Below are 13482 nucleotides of genomic sequence, written 5' to 3'. Positions count from 1 at the left end.
TTGTTTAGTAGTTGATCTTCGTTTTCTGTTCGATGTCCTTGTTCAGCAGGGTACGCCAGTTCACGATAAGCAGCCCATGCGGATTGTTCTCTGTTCGGGGTACACGCTTGAGCTGTCCTGCCGTCACCAGTTCACGCATCAGGATATTGCTCCGTCGCTCGATGCGCTGCCGTCCGTAGTAGGTGAACTCCATCTTCTCCTTGTTGAAAGCCACGCTGTCGCAATAGATGGAGAACACCGAACTCGTACCCAAAATGTTGGAGTAGAAACCCTTTTCCTTGAGCGTGTTGTATTGTGCCAACCCCGTCTCATCGACTAAATACATCGCTTTTTCCATCGTATAGCGGATATATTTGTCATCCGGCGGTAACGTGAAAAAATAATGATGAAACATCTCCACATGGCTTTTGGCTTCCACATCAAGCGTTTCGTCCATTGTCGTGCGATTCACGAGGATAGGCACGTTGCCGTCCAGCACATACACCTTCTTCTGCGCATCCGAGACCATCGTCCGGGCTGTCCAGATGCTTGACAAGCTGATGATGACACATCCCACGAGAAAAGCGGTACAGATGATGCCCACCAGTCTGATTTTGTTTTCCAAATTCTTGATGACCATCGGTTATTCCCTTTTACCGTTCAACATCTGTACATATTCCGTGTGCAGCATGGGTATGACCGCATCCCGAAGTTCCGTCAAAAGATTCTCGAACTCCGCCGAGAATATCTCCACGTAATAGCCCTGCATCTCCACATGGACAAGCACCCACCAGATTCCTCTTTTGCGCTTACCAGCGTTCCGCTGCAGCAGGGCAAGACGCAGCTTGTACGTTAGGTACGTCACTAAGGGGGCGATGTACCGGTCGTCGTACTCGAAGGCTTCGTCCAGTTCTTCATACTGCGGGTCGATGCGGTGGTTCTCCGCCACCTCGCAAACCTCTTTTCTCGCTCGTTCCTGTGCAAAGGACATAAATTTCTCATCCTTGCACCAGCTTTTGATTTTCTCTTGCAATTTCATGTTGTTATGATTTTTATTGGGTTTATATTATCTTTTGCGGATTATCTCATGATGCCGCCCAACCCTCCGGTTGCCGTCATCTTCGCCTGCTGTGCCACGCCCTCGCCGAAGTTTCGGGTAGAGAATGCCGTGTCGCCCTCCGGTATCATCCATGCCGCCAAGTCCGGAACAAGGTTCAGGCACTTGAGAGCTACAATCGAAGCCGCCATCAGGTAGCCCGCCGAGAAGAACGAGTTCTGCAGGTAGGCGGCCATCGTCTGCTCGCTGGCGGTTATCGCCGTCAGGTTCTCGATTTGGATGCACAATACAATGTCAAAGAGCAGCAGCACGTAGAAGCCCACGAAGTAGAGCATCGCCCCGTAGAAATGCACCGTCAGATAGCGTGTCAGCCACTTCGCCCAAGCACCTTCCCATTTTGGCAGGATGCTGAACGCCCACTGTATCGGCCCGAAAATCGTCAGCATTCCCAACAGGATTTGTTGGCAGTAAATCGTAGCCCACCAACCGATTCGGAACACCACGAGGGCAATCAGCATGATAATTTTGTCTATCCCCACGATGACACCTGCCGTCAAAGACGTGAACCACAACTTCGCCGCATCCTTTTCCATGTTCGTCACTTCGTCCACACCGGTCTGCTCCATTGTCGCCTCTATCAGATTGGGATCGGATGTGCCTGTGTGGGCGACATCCGCCTGTGCCTGCAGGTTCGTGTACATCGTGTCACGCACATGGATGAGCTGCTGAACTTCCTCGAACCTGTCCGATATCTGTGAAGCTTCGGCTTCATACAGGTCATGGGTGTACGAACCTATGCAGTTAGGGATGTAGGACAGGAAATCGAGAAAACACCAGTTGTTCCGGCTCCCCGCCATACCCGTGTCCGCAGGCGGATACCACCAGCAGATGATAATCGACACGGCAAGCGGCCTAAACAGCTTCATCACGTCCAACGGCTCGTGCTTTACCATCATCTTGTAGGCGATACCTGCCGCCATGACGATGGAGAACAGTGCCGCGAGTGCCATGCACATCTGCAATATCCACCAAAAAGGTCCCTGCGCACCGGTAAAAGTCGCGTCAGTCAGAAACTCGTTGGTCTGAAAGATGACATCATCTATTTCCTCCTCCAACAGGTTGATGCCGAAATCCGAAAGTATATCTCCGTTTGCCATAGCCCTGTCTTTTTATTTCCCTCTGTTTACACTCTCGTTGTCATCTTCGCCGTTTCCGTTGCTGCCCGATTGCGAACCACGCACCGCAAGGCGTGATTCCTGCCACCGGCTCATGGCATTGCGGACAATACCGCCTTTATGCAGGGTACGGTTGTCCGTTGCGTTCAGCAGTGCATTCGTCACCGTTGCGTTCTGACGCTTGGCAAGGTAGCCCACTAAAATCTCGTTCTGCCGTGCCACATCCTCGTAAATGCGCAGATACTCCTTCTTTCGCTGGGCATTGGGCATATAGGCGTCTTTCGTGGCTTTGATGGCACACTGATAGACGTGGTAGTATTCCGTCCACCGTTCCTTGTCGGCCGGAGTGCCACCGGACAGGAGAATACGGTCGATGTTGCGCCGGAACCGCTCCATCTGTCCGCTGACCTTATCGCCCTCGGCAAGCCATGCGATGTCCACCTGCCGGTCGGCAACGTTCAACGCCTCGACCTTCGCCCGCTTGACCAAGGCCGAATCAATGGCTTCCGCTTCGTCCACCTGGTTGTAGAGATTGATACCGGCAAGCGTGCGGAACGAGAGCTTGTTTTTGGCCGCTGCCGACTTCTTGTATTTGTTGTGCAGCACGGAATAATAGAGGTCGGGCGAGAGTGCGCCCGTACCGGTCTCCATGACCGTTACCTGATTCTGCTTCGGCGAATCATGGTTGTACGTTACATACTGTGCGTGTACGGCTGTCGTTACGGTGACCGCCACCGCCATGAGTAATAGTTTTCTGTTCATATTCTTCTCTTTTTGTCGTTAATAATCCAGTCTTCCGGCTCCGCGCCAACGCCCGAAGGCGTCATCGAGAATCTCCCGCATGGTGCGGGAGCGATATACCTTTGCCTTCCAATAGCCGATACGCACCTGTATATACCGCCATGTCTCGAAATACGCACGGTTCAGATGCCGCTCGATGTTGTCCAATGAGCGGTTGATGGCCTCCAACACCATCAGCAGGTCGGAGGTCGAGCAGGCTGCCGCTCCGGTGGCATACAGCACGAGGTCGCTCACGGACTTGTAGAGCTGTTCCCCCTCACGGGCAATCGCCCTCAGCCCCCTCGCATTGATGGAGATAATCAGGGTATCTGCGGATTCGATGCGTCCCCGTTTCAATATCTTCGCATTGAAATCCTCCAACAATGATTTATAGTCGCCGATACGGTCGCTGACCGATGTGTAGGTATTCTTGACGTTCAGCACCGTGCGCAACGACTGGTACATGACGTCGATGACATCGAACGCACGGGTGTACCGGTCAAGGTCGATATTCAGCTCTTTATAGCCCCCGACTTCCTTACAGCTGTATTCGTGCAACAGTTTGTTGCTGTACTCCAAGGTACTGCGGGCCAACAACAGGCTGCGCTGCTTCTTGTGGTCGTTGATGTAGGCTTCGACGGAGACTATATCGAAAGTCCACTGCGCCTTGGCGATACCGGGCAGCAGGAAGAGCAGCAATGCGGCTATCCGTAAAATGCGTTTCATGGCCGCACCTCCTTTCCGCCGTTTCTGCCGCCATCGTTCCGAAACGTCCGTGCGCTCTCCACCCAGCGGTCATGGCATTCCTCCACGAGCGTCAGCCTGCGGCCTTCGTCCGTGTCCAGTCCGGGCAACACATCCTTCATCACGTCAAGGATGCTCCGCTTGTAGTGCATCATCTTTTCCAGCGATACCAAGTCGGCGTATATCCTTGTGATTCTGCTGTCCACCTCCCTCGCGATTTCGAGGCGGTCGCTCGACCACAGCAGATGGTACACGTCGCCGGACGGAGTTTCCTCCAGCGGTGTGCTGCGGGCGTATTCCGTCGTGATTTTGCAGGACGGGTGTTCACGGGCGATTTCGGCGATGCGGTCGTTCACTAATTTGGTTTTCTCCGCATCCGAAAGCCCCGGATCGAGTGTCAGCACATCGGCGACGTGCGTGTCCGTATAGACCGAGGTCAGTTCCCATTGGATTTGGATGATGGCACGGTGAATCTTGATGCCGAGAAAATATTTCGGCTTGCGGGCAATCGAGACCGTAGCCTTGAATGTGATGATGCCGTTGATGTTCGGCATTGTCGCCTTGCGCACATACGAATAGCCGTTCCACGATCCGCCGTCCTGCCATGTCAGGCCGTAGGCAGCCTTGCAGTCTTGCATGATAGCTGGAATGCGGTAATAGTCATCCGTCGCTACGCTGTTGTCGTCTGCGGCTTCCGACTTCGCCTGAGCATAGTCGGACTGTTTCTTCTTCCACTCCGCGAGTTCGCCTTTCAGACGGTCTATCCGTGTCTTGTTTGCATTATACTGCTGTCGGTAAGCCGCCGCATCCTCAATGCTCGCCGTACTGATTTTCTTCAGCAGGACAGCGTTCTCGTTTTCCAATGTCCCGATTTGCGCTTCAAGATTGGCCGCTTGGCTGTTTGCCTCGTTCAACAGCGCATCCAGTTCCGAAAGGTCGAGGTTGTTTTCCGTCACCGAGGTCTGCATGGCGCACTCCTTGGTGTGGGCATTCAACGAGCTGCCGCATTTACGGCACTTGTATTGTGTCGAGCCCTGTCCGAGCGTAACCCCGTCGGAACAGGTCACGCTGATGGTCACGCTCTCGCATCCCTTCAATTTGGCGGCGTCCGTTGCTTGGTAATAGTTCCGCGTACCGGAAGATATATAATAGGTGTAGCCGTCCTCGTTTTCGTTGAACTCCGCAAGTCGGACATTCAGTTGCGCCCGAAACGTATTCAAGTCCATCGAGTAGGAATCGAAGACTTCCTCATAGACAACTTCTTCCTTATTCCAGCTTTTGCTCACATGGATTTCGTATGCGTATGCCTTTTTGGTCTGCTTGTTTTTCTTGCTGATGATATAGGCACTCATCCAATAGTTGATGCTGTAGCTGAACCCGTCGTTCTGGTTGTTCAACTGCTGCACGCGGTTTCTTGACCAACCGGCATATCCTTCCGAGTTGGCAAGTACCTGTTCCCGTTGCGAGGCGTTGGGATAGAAATTCGGGTCGCTCGTGTTGAACCGCACCCATGCGCCCCCGTTCAGGATGCTGTTGTCGTCCGTCGGAGGATAGTAGTCGCACAGCGATACGCTCCCTTGGTCACGCCGGGCAATGTACCACCGCTGCGTGTAATAGTTCCCCATCGCTTCGTCCAGGTAGTCGGTCATCCATGCCGTGAGGTTGTAGTTGCTGAAGTTGAACAGACCGGCCACGTTGTCCGGACCACCCACCATGTCAATCAGCAAGCCGCCGATGTCATGTTCCGCCTGCTCGAATAGACTCCCGTAGTGTTCATACAGGTTGCCGATTTCTTCAACCTTTCCGCCCATCAGGTCATGGAACGAGCTGCTTTGCAACAGGGCGTCACCGAGATTGGCAATGCCTGCCGTTGCAAGGCCGACACCCGTGTTATAAAGGTTGTCGAGGTCGCTTTTCAGGTTCTCGTGCGTGAAGTTGCCCGGTATGTGGGCGAAGTTGTCCATCATCCGCTGCCAGTCGATGTTTCCCGTTTCGGAGAGCTTTAGCAAGGGGGCAATCTCCGGATTGATTTCGAGAAAGGCGATGTCCGAAAAGGTCAGCGTGCTGTTGGTCACCACGCTCTCGAACTGCATACACAGACTTTTGGTATCGTCGCAGACTTTCATCAGGTAACTGCCCCAATAGATAGCCGTTTGCGGCGAATGGAGCATCTGCTTCGCCACCACCCATATCTTGGGCATGATTTTCTCCGCCACCATCCGGTAGATGCGCCGGTAGTAGTAGTTCTCCGTGCGGCTGTTCCAGATGCCGAGGTCGCTCAGGGCTTTATGCTCCAAGAACTTGGCCGCGAATATCCCGGCGGTAGCGACCTCCGCTGCCGTGTAGTGCTTGAGGATGTCATCGACCTGCTCCCGGTAGTACCCTTCGGCGACCGCTTCCGTACCGAAGGCGGCCACCATCGCCGCAACGGTACGGGTGTCGTAGTTCACGCTGTAATACTGGGCGTGAACCGTCTGGCAGAGTGCGACCGAGGCGATGGTCAGGATAAGGAGTAGTCGTTTCATGGCTGCAATGCTTATTTGGATTCATACACGGGACGGAGGTTGAGCACACGCCCCGTCTCGTTTACTTTTTGTGCAAAAGGCAGGGACTTCCCGATACCGCTGGCATCCCAGTCCCGGCAATATGCCTCGATAGCTTCCTGGTGGCTGCACCGAAGTTCCTTCTTGTAAAGCTTCAGTGCCTCCTTTTCCGCCCGTTCGGTCGTGTAGGTCATGTAGCACTCGTGCGGCTCTTCCACGCCATACACGCCGCTGGTCGTCCCCCGGCGGATGAACACTTCGCGGAAGAAGCTGCGCCCATCCTTGTTCTCCAAGCGGTTGATGGTAAATATCTTCTTGCAATCCACCTCGGTCAGACCAAGAATCTTTCGGATTTCGTCAAAGCGTTCCTTGAACTTGCTTTGATCCAGCAGCATCACCACGTCCGAGTTGTTGATGATGGCCTCCTTCACGATTTCGCTGCCGATGATGTCCTGTATCTCCTGCGTCACCACGCCAACAGAAGCCCAAAATTTACGGGCGGTCTTGTACATGAACTTGATGTATTCCGCCATGAGCGGGCTGGCAATGGCCTTCCACGCTTCCTCGATGACAAGGACTTTACGGTTCTTCTTGATGCGCATTTTCTGCAGGAACACGTCCATGATAATCAGTGTGACAATGGGAAACAGTTTCTTATTTTCCTTGATTGCATCCACTTCAAAGACAATGAATGTCTCGTCAAACAGTGCCGAATCCACTGTCTCGTTGAGAATTTTCTCATACGCACCGCCCTTGTAGAACGGCTGCAGCATGGTCGAATAGGTCGAGTAGCTGATTGTCGTGATGTCGTTTTCGGTGCAGATCTGCTCCAGACGGTCGAATGAGTAGTCAAAGAATGAGTTGAAACTCAGCTCCGTCACTTTGAGGGCCGCCCGCCGTGCCTCAAGCACCTCTATCTGTTTGCGCACCATCTCATCCACCTCTCTGGGTGGTTTGTTTGGGTTCTTTCGGCTGGCCGCCGCAAACAGGTTTTTCAGCAGTACCTCCCGTTGCTCGTCGGTGTATCTTGTAAATCCGTTGAAATAGGCATCATAGTAGTCTATGATTATCTGCTCGACAATGCGGAACTCAATTTCGGGGATTTGGCTGTCCGACCCTTTCCAAATCATCAGGATAAGGTTCTTGAGGAAGTCTATCTTCTCGATGTTGTATTCCTCCCGGTTGATGCGAAACGGATTCATCGTGATAGGCCGTTCTTCGGTATAGCTGATATACTTGCCGCCCAGATACTCGCACAGTCCCTCGTATGAGTTTCCCGTATCGACCATGACCACATCCGTTCCCTGCTCATGGAGCTGGCGCACGACCGAGTTGATATGAAAGCTCTTGCCACTCCCAGAAGGCCCCAGACAAAAGAAATTCGAGTTGTCCGTCAGCTTGTTCTTTCCCTCTTTTCCCGTGATGTCAATAGCCACCGGCACACCCTGACGGTCGGTGTAGTAAATCTTCAGCGGTGTTTCCTCGCTGTGCAGCACGCGCTCCTTGTACATCAGGCACATCGCCGCATCGGAAAGGGTCAGGAAACGGTCGTATTCCTCATTGAGCGTGTAGCAGTTGCCCGGAAACGAACCGACGAACAGTTCCAGTTGGTTGTACGCCCGCTTGCTGATATGGATGCCCATGCGCCCGAATGCGTTTTCCAAGTGGTTCGTACACTTTTGCAGGTCTGCACCGGCAGATACGGCTACCACCATGTTGAAGTGCGTATATACCAGTTGCTTGCTTTCACGGGCAATGACCTCCTGCACACGCTTGATGTCCTCGACCGCCATCTGGTTGTTCGGGTTCGGAATACTCGCGTGGCGGTTCTTCTTTTTGTCGAGCATCGCCAGTTCCCGTTTTTGGTTGGGTAGGAAGATGACTTGGTTATAGACCACCGTCTCGGCGTCCGGTATGTTGTCCACCACCGAAGCCAGATCGACCGGCATTTCCGTGTTGTTCACCTCGATGTTCGTGTACGGACGTATCATCGAGGGCAGTGCGGCACAGTCCACGTCCACAAGGCTGTACACCTTGCAGCGTTTGTCGCCCATCGACACCGTTTCATCGTCCGCCTTGAAGTTCGTCATCGACACGGTGCGGTCTTTGAAGTTCATGGCGAAGTAGCGGTCGACATACTCGCTCGCCTCGGCTTTGTTCAGGAACCTGGCCTGTACGCCGCTGTCATGCAGTTGGTCATGCACCTTGCGGATTTTCACGAGGAAATCGCGCCACTTCTTGTTGTCGAACGAGAACAGGCGGCTCTTTTTCGCCTCCTGCGTGATGGTCAGGTAGCAAAGGCTGTCCGTGTAGGGACGCCCTTTGAAGTAGCGGAAATACGACGCCGACAGGAACTCCTGCCCGTCAGCCGGTTCGCTTGCAAACTGTTTCCTGACGAAGATATCCTGCTTGTGGATGGCGTACCCTTCGCCTAAGGTCTGCGCAAGGGCGGTGAACAGGTGCGTGAAGTCGTAGTAGCTATCTATGTCCGCCGAATATTTCTGTACCGGATTCTCTATCTTAAGTACGGCGGAATATTCGCCGGTCTTGGTGTACAGCACACCCACACCGTCCGTTTCCTCCGCTGAGAAATAGATGTCCTGAAAGATTCGCTTGCGCTTGCCGCCCGTACCGAACGCATAGACCGACAAGGCCATACCCGCGCACAAAGCGACAAAACATAAAATGATGTATAGGGTCATTTCGATATACGTGTAATTAAATAGGGGCAGGTTCGCCTTGCTTCAAGACAAACCCGCCCGCGTTCAACAATCAATAAAGCCATGCACATTGCCGTGATGGTTTTTCTTTCGTCAGATCTTGCGCGAGTGGGCATACACATACACACCCGGAGCGACCTTCTTGCTATGCAGTCCTTTCCGCTGTTTGAGAAGGATGAGCACGATACCGACCGATACGACGGTAGCCAGCACGACAAGCCCGGCAATGAAACCGAGCAGGCAGTAGGCGGCGACAAAGCCGACAATGGCTCCGCACGTCGTCACCGCCGCCCAATATATGTACCGGCCTTGGATGCCCAAAAACTCAAGAGGCCGTTGCAGTCCCTTGAACAGCGGATAGTCCGGATAGCGTTCGTCCTTGCTTTTCATACTTATCCTTGATGTTTAAGCGGCAATACCGAAGAACAGAGGCAACGCCTTGGCCGCCGCAATGAGGAAGATACATGCTCCCACGACCATCATAATCTTCTTCTTGACGTCCTGCTCCTCGTTGTTCATGGCGATATATACCGAGATTGCACCCACGATGGCCACAACGCCGGCAATGGCGTAGCACAATTTCACCATAATAGGCACATACTTGGCAATCTCATCGGCGACAGTGGATAATGCGCTCGTACCGGCGGAATAGTCGCCTGCGGAGTTCTGCGCTTTCGCCACCATGCCGGACAGCAGCATGAAGGAGAACATCATTACTTTGGTAGGGATTCCGTTGACGAATCCGAATGCCTTGCGGCACAGCTGTTTGGTTTTCTGAAACATACGTTTACTTTTTTAGTGAATATTTTATTTGTCTGCGACCTGATACAAGTAAGGTTATATGCGGTAGCCGAAGAAAGCCGGGAAAACATAGAATGCCCCGATCAGGAACAGGCACGCGCCGACAAGCGTCATTATCGACTTGGTGATGCCGTCCTCGCCCGTGTTCATCTTGATGTATATCTGACAAACGGACACGATGACGTAAACCCCGGCTATGGTGCAACAGATATACTGGACATAGAGCATCATCGTCACCACGAAGTCGTGCATCGTGGCCAACGCGTCCGCTCCCCAGCTATAGTTCACGCTGCCGCTTTTGGCAAAAGCCGTGTAGGGGAACGGGAGGCACAGCGCACATAGAATCTTTTTAGCTTTCGACATCTCACAACCGGTCTTGAATTGGGTTCCACTTTATTTCCGGTCGGTTGTCTAACCGTCCCTTGGAAATCATAGCCTTGTACATCTCCTCCGACGTGCGTGCGTCCGACAGGTAAGGCGTGGTCTCTTCCATCTGTTCCTCCGCCTCGGCCTTCAGCCGTTCCAGTTTCTCCTGCGCCGTTCCCGGTTTGTCCTTGATGTCCTCCTCAGGGGATGTTTCGGAAGAGGTAGCCGTACTTTCCGTCTCGTAGTTCTCGCTACCGATACTGAAGCCGCTCTCGCTTTCCGTGACAGCCACACTCTCTTCCTCTTCCGGTGCGCCGAGGTCGAAAACTTCCTCGTCCGGTTTGTCCGTCCCCTTTTTCCCGTAGAGGTCATGCGCTATGATGACGGCGTAGTAAATGATGTAGGCAACCGTCAGGACAATGGCAAAAATGAAATATGAGTTCATGTATTTAGTATGAATATTAAAAATTCGTATTAGTATGATTTTGCAAAGAAACGCACGAAATATAAAACCATAAAATAATTGAGCATTAAACATCTGTTTCGTTAATGAGATTTGTGTAAGTTTCAAAAATCGAACTATTAAATCGTACTATATTGCAGTCTCTATGGTGGGAAATGGAGAAATCGGGGCATAAAAAAAGCTCTCGTGGTGGAGAGCTTTAGGTGGCAAAAGAGAACATTGAATATCAGCGTTTCTTTCCGCGCAGGTAGTCGTTCAGGTCTTTGTATTCCGCATAGTGGCAAGATTCATCGCTGACACGTCCGCCATACATCCCGGCAATGGTCTCTGTGGTTCTCTGCCCGGCAAGGTCATTGTCGAGATAACAGTGAATGTCCGAATACTCCTGTAAACGTGCCAGCGTCTTTTTCAAATTGTTTACCGAGTTCATCACGAGGTAGTCGCATGGTATGGCAAGACAGACCGTCCGGTCGCCTGCCAGTTTCAGTGTCATATAAGAAAGAAAATCCATGAATCCCTCGAAGACACAGACGTTTTCCTGTGTCTCTTCTGTCAGATGTCTTATCAATGAGATGTCCTTGTTATTCAGGCATCCCTTGTAATAGGCGTTTCGCACCTCGTAACCGCCTGATATATTGCCGAATGCGAGAGCGAAGTAATGACGGCCTCGCAGTTCGTAATGCACCTCCTTGCAATACATACGGCTGATGTCCGCGTCGATAAGCCGGGATTGGAGGTAAGAGAACAGGGCGTGATGACGGAGTGGAATCACGATCACGTCTTTCATTTCAGCCTCCACCGGTCGGGGTGGAGCGGTCAGCATACGGGTTCTCGGTAGTGATGCGCCATTCACAAGCCTCTCTATATACGCCAGGGCCTCGCTCACGCAGTCCGTCCGGCAAATGTATTTTGCCAGTTCCACCAGGTCGCCACCGGTCGCCTCGCCGAAATCGTACCATTCATTGATGCGGTCATTCACTTTGAACGACGGGGTACGCTCGTTCCGTAACGGTGAGAGATACCAGTATTGTCCCGATTTTATGTGCTGCGTATGGTGACCGAGACGTGCCAGAAAATCCACGATACGCACTTGTTTTGCTTCTGCTATGGTCATGTCTTTTTTCTTTCACTTGGTTTCACGAAAATGGTTTAGTTTAGTTTTTTCCTATATATATAAATACTAAAGTAAACTAAATCATACAGGCCCGCGCCCGGCATCATTCTTCATCAAAAAGCATGGCCTCGGTAGGCGTCATGTCATAATAGAACAGCTTGTCCCGTTTGATGATGAGCTTGAGGTTGTCTATCAGGTATTGCATCAGTTTTATCATGACGCTCCGACCACGTTTGAACCCGATTGCCTCATAGGAGACCATCAGGCTTTGCAACAGGTTGTCGAATCCCCGGATAGGCTTTTCCCCGAAAGCGGCGGAGAGGGCTTCCCGGTGCTGTTCGATGCTCAGCTCCGTGAACCCCGTCCGAGCCTTGGGCTTCGGGGGCTCTCCGAACGAGTGTCCTTCCGCAATGACGGGCAGCCCAGTCTCGTTGATGGTGAACGCAAACGGCTTGAACTCCTTTTCCCGGATATGGAGCGCATGGACTTCGCTGATACCGGGATTCTCGTTGCTCTTGCTGATGACAAGCACGGTTTCCGCCTTGTTGCTCATTTCCGTACCAATGTGTCCCCGCACATTATTATCCCCTTTGTTCAAATGGAGTACACAATGGATATGCAGGTCGTACCTTGAAGACCATTCCATCATCCGGTTGATGACTTCCACCGATTCACCGGTGCTGTTGATGTCAAGCATCAGGTCGCGGATGCCGTCAATGATGACCAGCCCATAGCCTTTGTTCTGACGCAGCGCATAGTCGATGACCTCGACACGCACCGACGGCGAATATTCACGCAGGCAGAAGAAGTCGAGATTCTCCGGGTCGGTTGTCGTGGGCAGCCCGGCCAGCCGCAATATGCGCTCCAATACCGAGCGGCAATGGAAACGGCTCTGTTCCGTATCGACGTACAGAATCCGCTGTTTGCCTTCGGGCAGATGCGCACGGTAGTTCAACACTTGTTTCCCGGCCAATGAAGCGGCGACAAGCGCAGAGACATTAAACGTCTTCTTCGACTTTGCCTTTCCTGTCGATGCACTGAAATTGCCGAGCGTGGCAATCGTCGAGTTGTCTATCCAGATGATTTGCGGCGGGGTCTCATAAATGTCCGTTGCCTTGATTTGCGAGGCCAGAAGGATGTCCGACAGGCGGTGTTCATCCATTCCCATATCGGCTGAGCGGTCAGTCTTTCTTTCGTTTTCCATTGCGTCTCTTATTAAGGAACGGTTCTGTGGCGGCGGCTTCCGTCGCCATGCGCACGGCCTCGTTCACTGTAGGTTCATAATTCTGCAACAGCCATTCGTCCAATTCCTCCTTGGCGAAATAGACCATTTTACCGCGCGGTTTGTAGTGCGGTATCTCCTTGCTCGATGTGAGCTTGTACAGCATACTTTCAGAAACCCCGATATACATACAGGCTTCCTGAAACGTGAACACTCTCTTGGTCGTGAAGATGGTATTTTCCAGCAACGTGATACGCTCCAAGAGACTTTCGACCGGTTCCAATTTCTTTAGTACCGATTCGATGGCGGCGAGCCGTCCGCTCATCCGCTCCATGAATGTCATTCTATTCGGCATAATAACATGGTTTGATTTTTGACAATGGAGATGCAACCTCCGTTATGCAGCGCGCTAACGGAGGTCAAAGGTATGTCCGGTAAACGAAGATGCCGTGATTTGGGGAATGATACTATGCGCGTATCATTGCAACTCTCATGCTTTTACCTTTCACATACTTCGC

14 protein-coding genes are annotated in these 13482 nt (G+C 52.3%); all 14 read right to left on the bottom strand.

What is annotated here, in order from left to right:
- Positions 1 to 4: 4 nt before the first annotated feature.
- On the bottom strand, positions 5 to 619 hold the full coding sequence (gene traK, locus HMPREF1534_RS02395; RefSeq protein WP_004301339.1) for a conjugative transposon protein TraK: 615 nt from the start codon (positions 617 to 619) through the stop codon (positions 5 to 7).
- A 3-nt stretch (positions 620 to 622) separates the two neighbouring features.
- Positions 623 to 1018: a hypothetical protein gene (locus tag HMPREF1534_RS02400; RefSeq protein ID WP_004301340.1), complete on the bottom strand. Its 396-nt coding sequence runs from the start codon at positions 1016 to 1018 to the stop codon at positions 623 to 625.
- Between the two features lie 41 nt (positions 1019 to 1059).
- Positions 1060 to 2193: a hypothetical protein gene (locus HMPREF1534_RS02405; RefSeq protein WP_004301341.1), complete on the bottom strand. Its 1134-nt coding sequence runs from the start codon at positions 2191 to 2193 to the stop codon at positions 1060 to 1062.
- A gap of 12 nt (positions 2194 to 2205) precedes the next feature.
- Positions 2206 to 2973 carry a DUF5045 domain-containing protein gene (locus HMPREF1534_RS02410; RefSeq protein ID WP_004301342.1) on the bottom strand — a complete coding sequence of 256 codons (768 nt, stop codon included), beginning with the start codon at positions 2971 to 2973 and terminating at the stop codon, positions 2206 to 2208.
- 18 nt (positions 2974 to 2991) lie between these two features.
- On the bottom strand, positions 2992 to 3717 hold the full coding sequence (locus HMPREF1534_RS02415; protein ID WP_004301343.1) for a hypothetical protein: 726 nt from the start codon (positions 3715 to 3717) through the stop codon (positions 2992 to 2994).
- Complete coding sequence (locus HMPREF1534_RS02420) at positions 3714 to 6260, bottom strand: coiled-coil domain-containing protein (protein ID WP_004301344.1); 2547 nt, start codon at positions 6258 to 6260, stop codon at positions 3714 to 3716. Before HMPREF1534_RS02420 ends, HMPREF1534_RS02415 begins: the two co-directional genes overlap by 4 nt.
- Positions 6261 to 6271: 11 nt before the next feature.
- Entirely contained in the window at positions 6272 to 8980 is a 2709-nt protein-coding gene (locus tag HMPREF1534_RS02425; protein WP_005944216.1) for a TraG/VirB4 family ATPase, read from the bottom strand.
- A gap of 111 nt (positions 8981 to 9091) precedes the next feature.
- The gene (locus tag HMPREF1534_RS02430) at positions 9092 to 9388 is read right to left on the bottom strand and encodes a hypothetical protein (RefSeq protein ID WP_005944213.1); all 297 of its coding nucleotides are present in this window, start codon (positions 9386 to 9388) and stop codon (positions 9092 to 9094) included.
- Between the two features lie 15 nt (positions 9389 to 9403).
- Positions 9404 to 9781 carry a DUF4134 domain-containing protein gene (locus tag HMPREF1534_RS02435; RefSeq protein WP_004301347.1) on the bottom strand — a complete coding sequence of 126 codons (378 nt, stop codon included), beginning with the start codon at positions 9779 to 9781 and terminating at the stop codon, positions 9404 to 9406.
- 54 nt (positions 9782 to 9835) lie between these two features.
- Positions 9836 to 10162 (bottom strand): DUF4134 domain-containing protein, encoded by a 327-nt coding sequence (locus HMPREF1534_RS20095; protein ID WP_004301348.1) that lies wholly within the window; start codon positions 10160 to 10162, stop codon positions 9836 to 9838.
- Between the two features lies 1 nt (position 10163).
- Positions 10164 to 10610 (bottom strand): hypothetical protein, encoded by a 447-nt coding sequence (locus HMPREF1534_RS02445; RefSeq protein ID WP_018452175.1) that lies wholly within the window; start codon positions 10608 to 10610, stop codon positions 10164 to 10166.
- Positions 10611 to 10854: 244 nt separating this feature from the next.
- Positions 10855 to 11742 (bottom strand): toprim domain-containing protein, encoded by an 888-nt coding sequence (locus HMPREF1534_RS02450; RefSeq protein ID WP_004301350.1) that lies wholly within the window; start codon positions 11740 to 11742, stop codon positions 10855 to 10857.
- Between the two features lie 103 nt (positions 11743 to 11845).
- A complete protein-coding gene (locus tag HMPREF1534_RS02455; RefSeq protein ID WP_004301351.1) occupies positions 11846 to 12946 on the bottom strand; it encodes an AAA family ATPase in 1101 nt (366 codons plus the stop codon).
- Positions 12924 to 13298, bottom strand: a complete 375-nt coding sequence (locus tag HMPREF1534_RS02460) for a helix-turn-helix domain-containing protein (RefSeq protein WP_005944205.1) — start codon at positions 13296 to 13298, stop codon at positions 12924 to 12926. Before HMPREF1534_RS02460 ends, HMPREF1534_RS02455 begins: the two co-directional genes overlap by 23 nt.
- Positions 13299 to 13482: the final 184 nt, after the last annotated feature.

Origin of the sequence: Phocaeicola massiliensis B84634 = Timone 84634 = DSM 17679 = JCM 13223, from assembly GCF_000382445.1 — a bacterium.
Classification (GTDB): domain Bacteria; phylum Bacteroidota; class Bacteroidia; order Bacteroidales; family Bacteroidaceae; genus Phocaeicola; species Phocaeicola massiliensis.
Note: the sequence above shows the minus strand (reverse complement) of the source record. Positions and strands in the feature narration are given on the sequence as shown.